Origin of the sequence: Burkholderia sp. JP2-270 (assembly GCF_003233675.1) — a bacterium.
Lineage (GTDB): Bacteria > Pseudomonadota > Gammaproteobacteria > Burkholderiales > Burkholderiaceae > Burkholderia > Burkholderia pyrrocinia_C.
Genome location: NZ_CP029825.1, coordinates 533,514 through 548,978, shown reverse-complemented (window position 1 = coordinate 548,978; position 15,465 = coordinate 533,514). Strand labels below are relative to the sequence as shown.

13 protein-coding genes are annotated in these 15,465 nt (G+C 69.3%); 5 read left to right on the top strand and 8 right to left on the bottom strand.

Going from position 1 to position 15,465, the window contains the following annotated elements:
* The first annotated feature begins 20 nt into the window (after positions 1–20).
* Entirely contained in the window at positions 21–467 is a 447-nt protein-coding gene (locus DM992_RS20120; RefSeq protein WP_111018342.1) for a MarR family winged helix-turn-helix transcriptional regulator, read from the top strand.
* Between the two features lie 25 nt (positions 468–492).
* Here the strand turns inward: DM992_RS20120 and DM992_RS20115 are convergent, their stop codons facing one another.
* The 5 genes from DM992_RS20115 to DM992_RS20095 form a co-directional block, all read right to left on the bottom strand.
* Complete coding sequence (locus DM992_RS20115) at positions 493–2,784, bottom strand: molybdopterin cofactor-binding domain-containing protein (RefSeq protein ID WP_111018341.1); 2,292 nt, start codon at positions 2,782–2,784, stop codon at positions 493–495.
* 146 nt (positions 2,785–2,930) lie between these two features.
* Complete coding sequence (locus DM992_RS20110; RefSeq protein WP_111018340.1) at positions 2,931–3,584, bottom strand: isochorismatase family protein; 654 nt, start codon at positions 3,582–3,584, stop codon at positions 2,931–2,933.
* A 19-nt stretch (positions 3,585–3,603) separates the two neighbouring features.
* Complete coding sequence (locus DM992_RS20105; protein ID WP_111018339.1) at positions 3,604–4,644, bottom strand: 2,5-dihydroxypyridine 5,6-dioxygenase; 1,041 nt, start codon at positions 4,642–4,644, stop codon at positions 3,604–3,606.
* A 48-nt stretch (positions 4,645–4,692) separates the two neighbouring features.
* A complete protein-coding gene (locus tag DM992_RS20100; protein ID WP_111018338.1) occupies positions 4,693–5,523 on the bottom strand; it encodes an alpha/beta hydrolase in 831 nt (276 codons plus the stop codon).
* Positions 5,524–5,550: 27 nt separating this feature from the next.
* Positions 5,551–6,303: an Asp/Glu racemase gene (locus DM992_RS20095; RefSeq protein ID WP_111018337.1), complete on the bottom strand. Its 753-nt coding sequence runs from the start codon at positions 6,301–6,303 to the stop codon at positions 5,551–5,553.
* Between the two features lie 298 nt (positions 6,304–6,601).
* Here DM992_RS20095 and DM992_RS20090 point away from each other — a divergent pair, with 298 nt between their 5' ends.
* The 4 genes from DM992_RS20090 to DM992_RS20075 all read left to right on the top strand — a co-directional run bounded on the left by DM992_RS20090 (position 6,602) and on the right by DM992_RS20075 (position 11,400).
* Positions 6,602–7,759: an FAD-dependent monooxygenase gene (locus tag DM992_RS20090; protein WP_111018336.1), complete on the top strand. Its 1,158-nt coding sequence runs from the start codon at positions 6,602–6,604 to the stop codon at positions 7,757–7,759.
* Positions 7,760–7,923: 164 nt separating this feature from the next.
* Positions 7,924–8,427: a (2Fe-2S)-binding protein gene (locus DM992_RS20085; RefSeq protein ID WP_111018335.1), complete on the top strand. Its 504-nt coding sequence runs from the start codon at positions 7,924–7,926 to the stop codon at positions 8,425–8,427.
* Positions 8,417–10,843 (top strand): c-type cytochrome, encoded by a 2,427-nt coding sequence (locus DM992_RS20080; RefSeq protein ID WP_111018334.1) that lies wholly within the window; start codon positions 8,417–8,419, stop codon positions 10,841–10,843. The genes DM992_RS20085 and DM992_RS20080 overlap by 11 nt, the downstream gene beginning before the upstream one ends.
* Positions 10,844–11,067: 224 nt before the next feature.
* The gene (locus DM992_RS20075) at positions 11,068–11,400 is read left to right on the top strand and encodes a hypothetical protein (RefSeq protein WP_034179862.1); all 333 of its coding nucleotides are present in this window, start codon (positions 11,068–11,070) and stop codon (positions 11,398–11,400) included.
* Between the two features lie 131 nt (positions 11,401–11,531).
* Here DM992_RS20075 and mmsB read toward each other — a convergent pair whose 3' ends face one another.
* From mmsB to DM992_RS20060, 3 genes are all read right to left on the bottom strand, one after another.
* Positions 11,532–12,422, bottom strand: a complete 891-nt coding sequence (gene mmsB, locus DM992_RS20070; protein WP_111018333.1) for a 3-hydroxyisobutyrate dehydrogenase — start codon at positions 12,420–12,422, stop codon at positions 11,532–11,534.
* Between the two features lie 15 nt (positions 12,423–12,437).
* Positions 12,438–13,964 (bottom strand): CoA-acylating methylmalonate-semialdehyde dehydrogenase, encoded by a 1,527-nt coding sequence (locus DM992_RS20065; RefSeq protein ID WP_111018332.1) that lies wholly within the window; start codon positions 13,962–13,964, stop codon positions 12,438–12,440.
* 116 nt (positions 13,965–14,080) lie between these two features.
* Positions 14,081–15,400, bottom strand: a complete 1,320-nt coding sequence (locus DM992_RS20060; protein ID WP_111018331.1) for an MFS transporter — start codon at positions 15,398–15,400, stop codon at positions 14,081–14,083.
* Positions 15,401–15,465: the final 65 nt, after the last annotated feature.

Sequence of the window (15,465 nt, the reverse complement as noted above, 5' to 3'; positions counted from 1 at the left end):
CGGCACGGGCCTTTACTTTCATGGCGTCTTCCAAGGATTCCTACGACTTTCACGACCAGGTCGGACATCTGCTGCGCCGAGCGTATCAGCGGCACGTGTCGATCTTCCAGGAAGCGATCCCCGATTCGGATCTCACGGCCGCGCAGTTCGTGACGCTGTGCGCGGTCAAGGAGCGCCAGGCGTGCTCGCTGAACGACATCGTCAAGGCGACCGCGATCGACCAGGCGACGATTCGCGGCGTCGTCGAGCGCTTGAAGGCGCGTGCGCTGATCGAGGTGCTGCCCGACCCGAACGACGGCCGCAAGCTGATCGTGCGCGCAACCGCGACCGGCCTCGCGCTGATCGACCGCACGGTGCCGTTTGCACGGCAGGTGACCGAGCGCACGTATGGCTCGCTCAATCCGGGCGAGCGGGTCGCGCTGCAGTTCCTGCTGCGCAAGATGATGGAAGAAGACGGCGAGGCGTGATGCACACGCCGGGCGCCGGCCGGGCCTACGCCGCGCCGGCGGTTGCAGGCGTGCCGGCTTCGTCGGCGCGCATCAGCCGGCCTGCCTCGCGCAGCGCGGCTCGCACCGCTTCGGGTGTAAACGGCGGCGCGTAGAACCGCACGCCGGTCGCATCGAACAGCGCGTTCGCAATCGCGGCCGGGCCCGGCACCGATGCCGATTCGCCCGCGCCGAGCGGCGGCTCGCCTTGCCTCGGCATCAGCACGACATCGACGTCCGGCACTTCCGCGAACGTCAGGATCGGATAGCTCGCCCATTCGCGCGACGCGACCTTGCCGTCCGCGAACCGCACGCGCTCCTTCAGCGTGCGGCTCAATACCTGGATCACGTTGCCGTGGATTTGATGGCGCACGCCATCCGGGTTGATCATCGTGCCGGTGTCCTGGCCGACCGTCACGCGTTCGATGCGTATCTCGCCCGACACGCGATCGACGCTCAGGTCGACGATCCATGCTGACCACGCGGCGCCGAAGCCGGGGAAGCGGCTGTGCACGTAGCGCGCATACGCGACGCCGCGGCCGCGCGCGAGCCGCGCGCCGTCGCGTTCGTGTTCGCGACGCGTGTGCGTCGTGCGCGGCGTCCAGCCCGCGCGGTCGGCCACTGCCTGCAGCAGTTCGGCCGCGCGCGAGTCCTGCAGATGGCGCAGCCGGAACGCGAGCGGATCGACGCCCGTCAACGCCGCGCATTCGTCGACGAACGCATCGTGCGCGAACGAGTTCGGCAGCGCCGACACGCCGCGCAGCCACGACGCGCGCACGAGCGGCGCGAGATCCTCGCAGACGAAGCGGCGATGCGGGCTCGCGTACGGCGATACGGCCGTGCGATCGCCCATCTCGAACACGCGCGGCTCGGGCGCGATCGTGCCGGTCAGCAAGGCCGCGAGCAGCGGCGCGTCGTTCGACGGATAGCGCGTCGTGAAGTCATAGCCGAGCAGGCGGCCGTCTCGGGTGACGGTGCCGGTTACCTGCATTGACTGGCCGGCGCCTTTCGGTTCCCACAGATGCTCGTCCGCACGCGACAACTGCACGCGCACCGGGCGGCCGACCGCGCGCGACAGCAGCAGCGCGTCGCCGCACACGTCGTCCGCGCCGTTGCGGCCGTAGCAGCCGGCCGCTTCCATCCGCACGATGTCGAAATCGGCTTCGTCGCGCGCGACGAGCGTCGCGAGGTCGTAGCGCAGCGATACGGGATTCTGCGTGCCGGACCATACGGTGATCCGGCCGTCGCCCGGTTCCCGGTAATCGGCGAGCGCGCATGACGGGCCGATCGAGCCGTGCATCTGGAACGGCCACGCATAGGTGCGCGACAGCGTGATCGTGCCGGGCTGCGCGCGCGCCGCGTCGACATCGCCTTCGTCGAGCAGCACGCGGCGCTTGGCCGGCGCGGCGGCGATCGCGGCGGCCGGCTCGTCGAGCGGCGGCAGCGCGGCATGGGGCCGCCACGTCACGCGCAACTGGCGCGCCGCGCGGATCGCATGTTCCTCGCGCTCGGCGACCACGCCGACGAAATCGCCGATCGAGACGACGGCCACCAGCCCCGGCACGTCGGCGACCGACGCGCGATCGACGTCGACGAGCGAGGTGCCGACGAACGGCCCGCTGTCGTGGCCAGCATACGGCGGCCGCACGACACGGCCGTGCAGCATGCCCGGTACGCGCATGTCGTGCACGAACGTGAGCTGGCCGGTCGCTTTCGCGGGCAGGTCGACGCGCGGCGACGACTTGCCGACGATCCGGTACAGCGCGGGATCCTTCGTGCGTGTGTTCAGGTCCAGCGTCAGCGCGATGCGACGCGCGGCGACGAGCGCCGCGAACGTCGCCGTTTGTTCGTCTGCCGAAATGGTCCCGTCGCCGATGGCCAGCCGCTCCGCGTCGACACCGAATCGCTCGGCGGCGAGTGCCAGCAGCGCGTGGCGCGCCTGCGCGGCCGCGCAGCGCAGCGGCGTCGCGGAAATCTGGATCGTTGCGCTCGCGATGGTCGGGCCCTGGTTCGGTGTCGTGGCCGTGTCGCCGAGCACCATCGTCACGCGCGCGGCCGGCACGTCGAGTTCTTCGGCGACGATCTGCGCGAGCGACGTGCGGATGCCGGTGCCGAGATCGACGTGTCCGTTGAACGCGAGGATGCGGCCATCGTCGAGAATCGCGACGAAGACTTCGGGCAGCGCCGGCACGTAGGACGACAGGCTGCCCGGCTGGCCGGGCGCCGGCTTGACGGGCGGCGCGGGCGGCCGGATCACGGTCAGGCAGCCGTTGCGCACGAGCAGTTCGGAGCGGTTCACGGGGGAGGTGTCCTGTCGGGAGCGGCGCGGCCGGCGACCGGTTGCGTCGGGGAGGGTTCGGGCGGCGCGCGACGAACCAATCTAGGCCGCCAAAAGCGCAGCGTCAATCGCGGGCGACGCATGCGCCGCCCGAGATCCGTCGCCACTCAGCGCGCGTGTGCCTGTAGGGCGTCGATTGCTGCGACCGCGTCGTCGAGCGGCATCACGGCCGCATATTTCTGCTGCATGTCGAACAGGTTCGCGTCGTGCGGTGCGATCGCGCGATCGCCGACGCAATCGGCGAGCACGAGCGGGCGGAACCCGTGCGACATCGCATCGACGACGCTCGCGCGCACGCAGCCGCTCGTCACGGCGCCGGCGACGAGCAGCGTCTGCACCGCGCGCTGCGCAAGCCAGGGTGCGAGCTGGGTGCCGAAGAACGCCGACGGCACGGTCTTGCGCACGACGAGTTCGCCGGCTGCGGGTGTGAGTTCGGGCACGATCGCACTGTTCGGATGGTGCTCGGTCAGCGTCGCCATGCCGGGCACCTTCAGCGAGAACACGTTGTCGTCGCTGCCGTCGTCCGCGTACACGATGCGGCTGTGCGCGACGGGCCAGCCGCGTTCGCGCGCCAGCGCGAGCGCACGGGTCGTGCGCGCGATCGCCGGTGCGATGTTGCCGCCGCCGAACGTCGCGGGATCGGCGAAGCCGACCACGAAATCGACGATCAGCAGGCCGATGTTGCCGTGCGGCGGCAGCGGCGTACCGAAACCCTGCTGGCGGTAGACGTTCGCTTCGGCGTGGTGGGAAAGATCGTTCATGGTGTCGGGCGCTCGTCGGTCACACGGGTTGATCGGTCACGCGGCCGTCGCGCACGACGGTCTCGCCGTCGAGTTCGACCGTGCAGCGGCGCAGCGGAATGTCGATGTGGCAGGTGGTCGTGCGGTTGCCGCCGCCTTCGTTGTTCGGGCCGAGCGAGAGCAGGAAGTTGCCCTCGAACGCGCGCGCGTCCATCCCGATCGTCGCCTCGCGGTCGTACAGCCCGAGCGTCGACCAGCGCGCCCGCGGCTGCAGCCCCCAGCCGATATGCGAGATCGCATAGCCTTCGGGGTCCGCGAACGTCTCCATGTAGTCGCGCAGCAGGTCGGCGTCGACGCCGCCTTCGATGCGCGTCGCATAACCGCCTTCGACGGTCAGCGCGATCGGCTCGCTTACGTAGTGCTTCTGCGGCAGCAGGATGTCGCCGCGATCGATCACGATCGTGCCGCGTGCGGTGCGGTCGTTCGGGTAGGTCAGCGCGAAGCCGCTCGGCCAGTGATCCCAGCGGCCGGGCGCGTCGACGAAGCCGTATTCGGCGGTCGGCGGGAAATCGCCGAGCGGGCAGGTGAGTGCGGTGCCGGCCGCAGACGTCACGCGCATCTCGCGGGCGGCGGCGATTTGCTTCGCCGCGGCGAGCACGCGCGTGCGGTCGGCCGGCGTCGGCACCATCCGCACGAGCACTTCGGGCGGCTCGACCGCGAGCAGGATCTTCGTGCCGGATTTCAGGATCTCGTGCTGTTCCGGCGAGAACAGCAGCGTCATCAGGTCGAGCACGAGGTCGCTCTCGCGCAGCGCGGCGATCGCGGCCTTGTTGCCGGTCAGCGGCGTCGTGCCGAGATATGCGAGCGGGTCGCGGCTGAACGCTTTCTCGCCGTTGACCGGCGGCAGGTCGAGCCGGTTGACGATCGCGCCCATCGATTGCGTCGCGATCAGCGCGCACGACAGCGTCTGCGGGTGGGTGGCCGCGCTCGTCAGGATCGTGACGGTCTGGCCCGGTTCGAGGCGCGACAGCGTGAGCACCTGCTTCCACGCGTCGATCAGTTGGGTGTCGCTGACTGGCATCGTCGGCTCCGGTAAAGGCGTGAGGGAAAAGGGGCGGGCGCCGAGCGATCAGGCCGCGAGCGGCGTGCCGAGGAAGTCGCCGAACGCCGCGTAGAAGCCCGGCGCGTTGTCCCACGGGATCATGTGGCCGGCGTCGGGCACGCGCACGTGCCGCATCGACGGCGTCGCGCGCTGCAGTTGCGCGACATCGTCGTCGCGCACCACGTCGCCGCGTTCGGCCGTGATCAGCAGCGACGGCACGGCCAGTTGCGCGGCGTCCGCATGGAAATCGTCGGTATGGAATCCTTCGTAGCTCGCGCGCACCGCGCGCTCGTCGCAGGTATGCAGCCACTCGGCGCGCAACTGCAGTTCTGCATCGGTCCAGGTCGGGCAGAACGCGCGCATGCCTTCGGCGTCGGTGCCGGCGCGCGCGAGCGCCATCGAGTCGATATACCACGGCAGCTTGCCCGGATAGTCGCGGCGGTTCGGGCCCGACACGGGCGGATCGACGAGCACGACGGATGCGAGCCCGCGGATGCCGCGCCGCGCCGCGCGCGCGGCGATCCGCGCGCCCATCGAATGGCCGACGAGGCTCGTGCGCGGCAGGCCGAGCGCGGCGACGAGCGCCGCGACGTCGTCGGCCTGCGCATCGAGGCTGTAGTCGAGCGACGGCGACGCGTCGGACAGCCCGCGTCCGCGTACGTCGAGCACATAGGTGTCGAACGCCGCGCCGAAGGTTTCGCCGACGAAGCCCCACGTGATCGCGGGGCTCGTGATGCCGGGAATCAGCACGATCGCAGGGCGCGATGCACGCGCGCCGGTCGCGCCGCCGTAGCGCAGGTAGTGCTGGCGAATGCCGTTCGCGCGGATGTTCGCGCCGTACAGGAAAGTCGAGGGCATGAATGGACTCCGTCGGAAGGGTGGCGTTCAGTACGCGCCGGACAGCAGCGCGCCGGCGCCGGGCACGACCGGCTCGAGGTCGAGCTCGCGCAGCATCGCGTAGGTGGTCGCGATCGCGGCCGTGATCACCGGCTTGCCCGTCATCGCCTCGACCTTCGCGACGGCCGGCAGCGACGGCATCTGTACGCACGCGGACAGCACGATCGCGTCGGCGTCCTGGTACGGCAGCGTTTTCACGATGTCGGGCAGGCGCGCCGGATCGTGACGGCCGACGTCGAGGTTGTCGGGAATTTCCAGCGCGCGGTAGCCGAGCACTTCAAAGCCTTCGTTGCGGATGTAGTCGACCACGAGTTCCGTCAACGGCTTCATGTACGGCGCGACGACGACGATGCGCTTCGCGCCGATCACCTTCAGCGCGTCGACGAGCGCACCCGCGCTCGTCAGCACGGGCGCCTGCGCGCCGTTGTCGGCCGTGTGCTTCGTCAGGCGCGCCTGCGACACGCGGTGATAGCCGTGCCCCATCGCCATGATCGCGACGAGGCATGCGTAGCCGAGCACGTCGACGCGCGCGTCGCTCAGTTCGACCGCGCAGCGGTCGGATTCGGCATCCATCGCCGCCAGTTCCTCCTTGACGACCTTCTTCATCCGCATCCGGCTCGAGTGATACGTGAAGCGCTCGGGGCGGATCGCTTCGCGCAACCGCAGCATCGCGGGGATCTCGGTTTCCATTGTCGTGTTGGAACTCGGCACGATCTGGCCGATGCGGTAGGTCTTGCTCATGACGGGAGGCTCCGTGTCGGTAAGGGAGGGGCGGCACGCTGGCGCGGGATCGCCGGATTTCGAGAAAAGTCTAGTGTGTACATTTGAAAATGGCAATGGATCAAAATGATGATCGACGCGTGTTGAACGTTTTTGTGTAGGTGAATTCGAGAATTTATTGGTGTTTTCCCGAATACGATTGCAGCGATCAACAATCCTCTTGTCCTGAATAAATTGAGTGTGTACGCTAAATAAACGCCATTCAATCCGCCCGTTCTCGTGCCGCGTTCGGCGACGGGCCCACGATCAGGAGATCCGCATGAGCACACCCCGTATCGCAATCATCGGCGCCGGTCTCGGCGGCACGGCCGCCGCGGCGCTGCTTCAGCGCGGCGGCTACGACGTCGCGCTGTACGAGCAGGCGCCGGCGTTCTCGCGCCTCGGCGCGGGCATCCATCTCGGTCCGAACGTGATGAAGATCATGCGGCGCATCGGCTGCGAGGACGCGCTGGACACGATGGGTTCGCATCCGGATTTCTGGTACAGCCGCGACTGGCAGACAGCCGACGTGCTCGCGCAGATCCCGCTCGGCGACTACGCGCGCAAGACCTACGGCGCGAGCTACCTGACCGTGCATCGCGGCGATTTCCACGCATTGATGACGCAGGCGGTGACGCCAGGCACGATCCGCTTCGGCAAGCGGCTCGCATCGGTGGAGGACACCGGCGACGCGGTGCGCCTGACGTTCTCCGACGGCAGCGTCGAGACGGCCGACATCGTGATCGGCGCGGACGGCGTGAATTCGCGGATCCGCGAGCACCTGCTCGGCGCGGAACCGCCGCGCTATACGGGTTATGTCGCGCACCGCGCGGTGTTTCCGGCATCGCTGCTCGGCAACAAGCCGTACGACATGTGCGTGAAGTGGTGGTCGGAGGATCGCCACATGATGGTCTACTACGTGACCGAGAAGCGCGACGAGTATTACTACGTGACCGGCGTGCCGCAGGCCGAATGGCCCGAAGGCGTGTCGATGGTCGACAGCAGCCGCGACGAGATGCGCGACGCGTTCGCGGGTTTCCATGCCGACATCCAGCACCTGATCGACGTGTCGCCGTCGATCACCAAGTGGCCGCTGCTCGAACGCGATCCGCTGCCGCTGTGGAGCCGCGGCCGCCTCGTGCTGCTCGGCGACGCGTGCCATCCGATGAAGCCGCACATGGCGCAGGGCGCGGCGATGGCGATCGAGGATGCGGCGATGCTCGCGCGCTGTCTCGACGAAGTCGGTATCGGCGACTACGCGGGTGCGTTCGCGCTGTACGAGGCGAATCGCGCGGCGCGCGCGTCGAAGGTGCAGCTCGTGTCGCACAACAACACGTGGCTGCGCACGAACGAGGATCCGTCGTGGGTGTTCGGCTACGACGTGTTCGACGTGCCGCTCGTCTCGCCGTCGCGCAACAACGTGGCGGCCGCGGCCTGACGCGCGCGCGATTCCCGCGCCGGCCGGCGCTTCGCCGTCGCGGGGATCGATGCGCCGGAACCCGTGTTTTTCGGCGTGTTATATGTCGTCAGGCGTGCGCCAGCCAGCGGCAGCGCACGCCGTCGGCCGGCCCTCTGCCCGCCCGCCGCATTCCGGATCCATTCATGTCCCATTCCGCTTCTCCGTCGTGGCCGCTGGCGTTTCGCGTGAACGGCACGCCGCACACCTTCGACGATGCCGCGCCCGACGCGCCGCTGCTGCTGGTCCTGCGCAACGACTGCGCGCTCAACGGCCCGAAATACGGCTGCGGGCTCGGGCAGTGCGGCGCGTGCACGGTGCTCGTCGACGGGCAGGCGACGCGTTCGTGCGTGGTGCCGGCCGCCGCCGCGAGCGGGCGCGACGTCACGACGCTGGAAGGGCTGGGGTCGCTCGCCGAGCCGCATCCGATCCAGCGCGCGTTTATCGACGAGCAGGCCGCGCAATGCGGTTATTGCCTGAACGGGATGATCATGAGCACGAAGGCGCTGCTCGACCGCAACCCCGCGCCGGACGATGCTGCGATCCGCGACGCGCTGCGTTTCAACCTGTGCCGCTGCGGCACGCACCTCGAAATCATCCGGGCCGTGCATCGCGCCGCACGCTATCTGCGGGACGGCGATGAAACATGACCTGGGCCTGCCCGTCGGGCCGGAGCGCGTGGCGGCGCACGAGCCGCGCGACGAAGGCGCCGCGGACGCATCGCATACGCATCACGCACGCTACGAATGGCCGGTCGGCGATACGCGCACGCACGCATCGCTCGATGTCGAAACGCGGATCGCGCCCGACGGGCGGATGACGAGCTGGCGCTACCGCGCGCAGGCGGTTAGCACGGTGTCCGCGGTAACGGACGATCTTCGCAGTTCGACGATCGAGGGCAAGCATTCCGGCCTCGCATCGCCGTTCGTCTACCGGCACGCGCAGACGTCGATCGAACTGGCCGACGTCGATCATGCAATTCCCGGTCATGCGCACGTGTTCGCCCGCGAATCCTTCGTCGACGAACTCGCGGGTGCGTTGCGGCGCGACCCGGTCGCGTTGCGGCTGCAGCATCTCGATGCATCGCGGGATGCGGGGCCGCGCGAGATTATCCGGATGGTCAGCGAACGCGCCGCATGGGGCGCGCCGGTCGCGGCCGACGCGAACGCGCGTTCGCGCGTCAGCGGTCGCGGCTTCGCATTCGATGGCGCCGGCGCGCTTGCGGCACCGTCCGGCGACGAACCACCGGCAGCAGATGCCGCACATGACGTCGACACGCGCTGGTCCGCATGGGTCGTCGATCTCGATGTCGACCGCGCGACGGGCGACGTCGCGGTGCGGCGCGTCGTGGCCGGGCAAGGTGCCGGCGAGCCGGGCGACGCGTCGATGGCCGGTTTGCCCGCGTGGCAGATCGAGGCGGCGATTTCGCGCGTGATGGGCGCGCGGTTGTCGGCGCGGCCCGCGCACGACGAGAGCGATGCCGGTGCGCAGCCGGACGCGATCGCGCATGAACTGGTTGCGTTCGACGACGCGGCGCATCGCGCGCACGGCGAACTGTCCGCGCACGATGCGCGCCGGATCGAGCAGGCGGCGGCACCGGCCGCGGCGGCGATCGCGAACGCGCTGTACGACGCGACGGGCGTGCGTTTTCGCGCACCGCCGTTCGATGCCGTGCGTATTCGCGCGGCCCTCGCGCAGCCGGCGCCGGTCGATTGCGGCGACGGGCCGCATGTCACGCCGCGCCGCGTTTCGCGCTGGCGCCGCTGGCTGGCCGGCGGCGGCGCGGGCGGCGTGGTCGGCGGGCTGATCGGGCTCGCGTGCGCGATCCTGCCGGGGCCCGCACCGATCGCGCCTGTCACGCCCGGCGGCGCAGACGGCGCGATGTGGAGCGCGGCGACGCTCGAACGCGGCCGCCAGGTCGCACTCGCAGGTGATTGCGCGGTGTGCCACACCGCGCCCGGCGGCGCGACCAACGCGGGCGGGCTCGCGCTCGATACGCCGTTCGGCACGATCTACACGACGAACCTCACGCCCGATCCGGAAACCGGCATCGGCACGTGGTCGTATCCGGCGTTCGCGCGTGCGATGCGCGAAGGCATCTCGCGCGACGGCACGCACCTGTACCCGGCGTTCCCGTACACGGCGTTCGCGAAGCTGAGCGAGCCGGACCTGCTCGCGCTCTATGCGTACCTGATGTCGCAGCCGCCGGTGAAGCACGTGCCGCCGAAGACGAAGCTGCCGTTTCCGCTCGACCAGCGGCGGCTCGTCGCCGGCTGGAACTGGCTGTTTCACGACGCGCGGCCGTTCGCGCCGGACCCGGCACGCTCCGCGATGTGGAATCGCGGCAAGTATCTGGTCGACGGCGCCGGGCACTGCGGCGCGTGCCACACGCCGCGCAACGCGCTGGGCGCGGAGAAGGGCGGCTTCGCGTACCTGTCGGGGGGCGAAGCGGAAGGATGGGTCGCACCGCCGCTCGTCGCGTCGCCGGCCGCACCGGTGCCGTGGACCGAAGGCGCGCTGTTCGACTACCTGCGCACGGGCTTCTCCGCGCAGCACGGCGTCGCGGCCGGGCCGATGGCGCCCGTCGTCGCGGGGCTCGCGTCGCTGCCGGAGACTGACGTGCGGGCGATTGCGCACTATCTGACGTCGCTGTCGCCGCCGGTCGACGCCGCGGTGGCCGCCGATGCGGCAGCCCGGCAGGCACGCGGCGCGGAAACCGTCGCGACGCTCGGCCTCGAGAGCGGCCGCCGCGCATTCGACGCGGCGTGCGCGGTCTGTCACGCGGAATCGGGCGGCGTCGGGCATTTCGGCGTGCGCCCGCTGATGGGGCTCAACACGAGCGTCAGCCAGGCGGCGCCGGACAACCTGCTGCGCGTGCTGCACCACGGGATCGACCAGCCGGCCACCGATCAGCTCGGTTATATGCCGGGCTTCGGCGACGCGTTCGACGACCGGCAGATGGCCGAACTCGCCGCATACATCCGCGCGCGCTATGCGCCGGGGCAGCCGGCGTGGCGGAACCTGGCGGACGCATCGGCGAGGATCAGGCAGGAGCGCGCGCATTGACCGGCGCATGGGCGTGAGGGCACGAAACGACGCATCGGCAGGGCAAAACTACTCACGGGATGAAAGCGGGCGTGGTGCCGGACTGTAAATCTTGCCTGAATCAGCCATCGTTTAACCATTAGAAACAATGTGTTCACTGAAAAGGGCATGATCTCCGGCGATCTGGCAGGCATACTGGCGCCTATGTTGTTCAATGCACGTCGGGCCGACGTGTGCCTGCCCCCATGTCCATGTCAGTTTCTTTTCGAACCCTGCGATGGTTGACCGTCGCGGCTGCCGCATGCTTGCTCGCCGCGTGTTCAACCGCTTCCGACGTGACCGCGACGTCGAACCCGAACGTATTTACCGTGACGACGCGCACGGTCGGCGTGTCGACGACGTGGGCCGACGCCCATGAGAAGGCCGTCAACGAAGCCACCAACTACTGCACGCAGCGCGGGATGCGCGCGAGCATGAAGCAGGAATCGCTGACCGGCGGCCGCCGCGTCGATGCACGCTCCGAACTCGCGTTCGAGTGCCATCCGACCTTCGAGACGGCGTCGAACCCGCGCGGTTGAACGGCACGCGGCATTGCCGTGCGACCGCCGCCTGAAGTTGCACCTGCGCTTTCCTTCCCCGCATGCAATCCGCCCCGCGATACGCGCAAGCGCATCGCGGGGCGGCGCACGTCCGGCGTTGGTCAGGTCGGCTACGCCGGCTGCGCCTCGTACAGCTTCACGCACGCGGAAAAGTCGAGCGCGCCGAGCCCTTGCTGGCTCATCGACTGATAGAGCTGCTGCGCGAGCGCGCCCATCCACACCGGCTGATGCGCGCTTCGTGCGGCTTCGGTCGCGAGCCCGAGATCCTTCAGCATCAGGTTCGCCGCGAAACCGCCCGCATAACCGCGCGCGGCCGGCGCCGCGTCGTTCACGCCCGGATACGGGTTGTACGTGTCCGAGCTCCAGCAGCGGCCGGTCGACGTGTTGATGATGCCGGCCAGCACCGCCGGCTCGATCCCGAGCGCGGCGCCGAGCGCCATCGCTTCCGACACGCCCATCATCGAGATCCCGAGCAGCAGGTTGTTGCAGATCTTCGCGATCTGCCCGGTGCCGGTGCCGCCGCAATGCACGACGTTCCTGCCCATGTCGAGCAGCACGGGGCGGATGCGCTCGAACAGCGCGGCGTCCGCGCCGACCATGAAGGTCAGCGTGCCGGCCTGCGCGCCGCCGGTGCCGCCCGACACGGGCGCGTCGGCGAGCGGGAAGCCGCGCTGCGCGGCGGCTTCCGCCACCGCGCGCACGGTGCCGGGGTCGATCGTGCTGCAGTCGATCAGCGCCGCGCCCGCGCGCGCGCCGGCCAGCACGCCGTCGTCGCCGAGGTAGACGGCGCGCACGTGCTGCGCGGCCGGCAGCATCGTGATCACGACCGCCCCGCGCGCGGCCGCGTCGCGCGGCGAGCCGGCCGCCGTCGCGCCCGCGCGCACCGCGGCGTCGACCGCGTTCGCGTCGAGGTCGAACACCGTCAGCGCGTGGCCGGCCTTGAGCAGGTTGGCGGCCATGGGGCCGCCCATGTTGCCGAGCCCGATGAATGCGATTTCCATGTGCGAGCCCCTCAATCAGCGCAGCGCGATCGTCGTGTTCACGGTACCGGCCGTCGCGTCGTCGTCGAACCAGCGCGCGGTGACCGTCTTCGTCTGCGTGTAGAACTGCACGACCTGCTTGCCGTACGGGCCGAGATCGCCGAGCTTCGAGCCGCGCGAACCCGTGAAGCTGAAGTAGGGCACCGGCACCGGAATCGGGATGTTGATGCCGACCTGGCCGATGTCGATCTCGCTCTGGAACTTGCGCGCGGCCGCGCCGCTCTGCGTGAACAGCCCGACGCCGTTGCCCATCGGGTTGCGGTTGACGAGCGCGATCGCTTCGTCGAGCGTGTCTGCTTCGAGCACGACCACCACCGGCCCGAAGATTTCTTCCGTGTAGATCGACATGTCGGTCGTCACGCCCGAGAAGATCGTCGGGCCGACGAAGTTGCCGCGCTCGTAGCCGGGCACCTTCACGTTGCGGCCGTCGAGTTCGAGCTTCGCGCCGGCCTTCACGCCTTCGTCGATCAGCGACAGGATGCGTTCCTTCGCGGCCTTCGACACGACCGGGCCGACGTCGGTGCCGGCTTCCGCGCCCGCATTCACCTTCAAGAGCTTCGCCTTCTCGACGAGTTCGGGCAGCCAGTCGCGCGCCTGGCCGACGAGCACGACGACCGACGTCGCCATGCAGCGCTGGCCGGCTGCGCCGAAGCCTGCGCCGACGAGCGCGTTGATCGATTGCTCACGGTGCGCGTCGGGCAGCACCACCGCGTGGTTCTTCGCGCCCATCATCGACTGCACGCGCTTGCCGTGCTGGCTGCCGAGGTTGTACACGTGCGTGCCGACGCGCGTCGAGCCGACGAACGAGATCGCCTTGATGTCCGGGTGCGTGCACAGGCGGTCGACCGCCGTCTTGCCGCCGTGCACGACGTTCAGTACACCTTTGGGCACGCCGGCCTCGATCGCGAGTTCGACGAGCTGCATCGTCGACAGCGGGTCCTGCTCCGACGGCTTCAGCACGAACGTGTTGCCGCACACGATCGCCATCGGGAACATCCACAGCGGAATCATGCCGGGGAAGTTGAACGGCGTGATGCCCGCGCACACGCCGATCGGCTGGCGCAGCGTATAGGTATCGACGCCGCCCGCGACGTTCTCCGCGAATTCGCCTTGCTGCAGCGTGCCGATCGAGCACGCGTGTTCGACGACTTCCAGGCCGCGGAAGATGTCGCCCTGAGCGTCGGGCAGCGTCTTGCCTTGCTCGGCCGTCAGCGTGTGCGCGATCCGTTCGAGATTGCGGCGCACGAGATCCTGGAACTTCAGCATGATGCGCAGCCGTGCGCCGATCGGCGTCGTCTTCCACGTCTGGAATGCGCGCTGCGCGGACGCGATCGCGGCGTCGACCTCGTCGAGCGTCGCATACGGCACGCGGCCGATCGTTTCCTGCGTCGCGGGGTTGACGATGTCGCCCCATTCGGCGCTTTGCGATTCGACGAACGCACCGTCGATCAGCAGCTTGGCGGTGGGCAGGGCGAGGGTGGTCTGGGGAACTGCGGCGTTCATGGAACTCTCCGGGAAGGAAGCGGTGTTGCGTTGAAAAGGGAGCCTGTATCCGCCGCACGTGCAGGCACGGCGGACAGCAGGACGAACTGGATTAGGGCGGATGCCAGCTGGCGTGCTCAGGCGCGCGGCGGCCGCATCAGTGCGGTACACACGAGCGCGAACACGCCGAAGCCGACGAGGTACGCAACGACGTAATGCGGCTGGCCGCCGCCGGCCTTCAGCAGCGACGTCGCGATCATCGGCGCGAAGCCGCCGCCGATCACGCCGGCGAGCTGCACCGACAGCGAGATGCCGCTGTAGCGGATTTCCGCCGGGAACTGCTGAGCGAACAGCAGCGATTCCGGCGCATAGAGGATCGGGAACACGACGCCGAGGCCGAGCACGATCGCCCACCATGCGTACGACGTCTGCTGCGTGCCGAGCATCATGAAGAAAGGGGCGGCGAACGCGCACATCAGCACGAGGCCGATCGCGAACATCCGGCGCTGGCCGATGCGGTCGCTCAGGTGGCCGCACAGCGGCATCGTGACGAGCGACAGCACGGCGCCGGCCGTGATCGCGTGCAGCATCTCGGCCTTCGGCAGATGAAGCTGCTGCGTCGCGTATGCGAGCGCGAACGTGACGACCATGTAGAACCACGTGTTCTCGGCGGCGCGCGCGCCGACGATCGTCAGCACTTCGCGCGGATGGCGGCGCAGCGCGGCCGTCACCGGCGACTTCTCGGCCTTGCCCTGGCGCCGCATCTTCTCGAAGTCGGGCGACTCGGGCACCTTCGCGCGGATGAACCAGCCGAGGCCGACGAGCGCGATGCTCGCGAGGAACGGCACCCGCCAGCCCCACGACAGCATGTCGGCTTCCGGCAGCGCGGCCACCGCGGCCATCGCGAGCGACGACAGGATCAGGCCGAGCCCGACACCCGTCTGCGGCAGGCTGCCGAACAGCCCCTTGCGGCCCTTCGGCGCGTGTTCGACGGCCATCAGCACCGCGCCTCCCCATTCGCCGCCGACCGCCATCCCCTGCAAGAAGCGCATCGCGATCAGCAGCGCGGCCGCCCAGTAGCCGATGCTGTCGTACGACGGGATCAGCCCGATGATCATGCTCGGCACGCCCATCAGCAGCAGCGTGATCATCAGCATCGACTTGCGGCCGATCCGGTCGCCGAAGTGGCCGAACACGATGCCGCCCATCGGCCGGCCGATGAAGCCGACCGCGAACGTGCCGAACGCGGCGAGCGTGCCGACGACGGGGTCCAGCGACGGGAAGAAGATGCGGTTGAATACGAGCGCGGCGGCCGTGCCGTACAGGAAGAAGTCGTACCACTCGATTGTCGTGCCGGCCATGCTGGCCCAGCCGGCCAGCAGGTAGTGCTTCGCGGTGCGGGCGGGGGCCGGCGTCGCGACTGTCGCATGCTCATCGAGGGTGGATCGGGTCTGCATGGTGTCTCCGTGGTGGGTGCCGCGGCTCATGGTCCGCAGGTCACGGTCGAGTATAGTTATGCGCA

What these genes read in the sequence shown, in the direction of transcription:
- DM992_RS20060 (WP_111018331.1), bottom strand. Translation starts at nt 15,400, where the DNA reads ATGCAGACCCGATCCACCCTCGATGAGCATGCGACAGTCGCGACGCCG.
- DM992_RS20080 (WP_111018334.1), top strand. Translation starts at nt 8,417, where the DNA reads ATGAAACATGACCTGGGCCTGCCCGTCGGGCCGGAGCGCGTGGCGGCG.
- DM992_RS20065 (WP_111018332.1), bottom strand. Translation starts at nt 13,964, where the DNA reads ATGAACGCCGCAGTTCCCCAGACCACCCTCGCCCTGCCCACCGCCAAG.
- DM992_RS20100 (WP_111018338.1), bottom strand. Translation starts at nt 5,523, where the DNA reads ATGCCCTCGACTTTCCTGTACGGCGCGAACATCCGCGCGAACGGCATT.
- DM992_RS20075 (WP_034179862.1), top strand. Translation starts at nt 11,068, where the DNA reads ATGTCCATGTCAGTTTCTTTTCGAACCCTGCGATGGTTGACCGTCGCG.
- DM992_RS20105 (WP_111018339.1), bottom strand. Translation starts at nt 4,644, where the DNA reads ATGCCAGTCAGCGACACCCAACTGATCGACGCGTGGAAGCAGGTGCTC.
- DM992_RS20090 (WP_111018336.1), top strand. Translation starts at nt 6,602, where the DNA reads ATGAGCACACCCCGTATCGCAATCATCGGCGCCGGTCTCGGCGGCACG.
- DM992_RS20085 (WP_111018335.1), top strand. Translation starts at nt 7,924, where the DNA reads ATGTCCCATTCCGCTTCTCCGTCGTGGCCGCTGGCGTTTCGCGTGAAC.
- DM992_RS20110 (WP_111018340.1), bottom strand. Translation starts at nt 3,584, where the DNA reads ATGAACGATCTTTCCCACCACGCCGAAGCGAACGTCTACCGCCAGCAG.
- DM992_RS20120 (WP_111018342.1), top strand. Translation starts at nt 21, where the DNA reads ATGGCGTCTTCCAAGGATTCCTACGACTTTCACGACCAGGTCGGACAT.
- DM992_RS20095 (WP_111018337.1), bottom strand. Translation starts at nt 6,303, where the DNA reads ATGAGCAAGACCTACCGCATCGGCCAGATCGTGCCGAGTTCCAACACG.
- mmsB (WP_111018333.1), bottom strand. Translation starts at nt 12,422, where the DNA reads ATGGAAATCGCATTCATCGGGCTCGGCAACATGGGCGGCCCCATGGCC.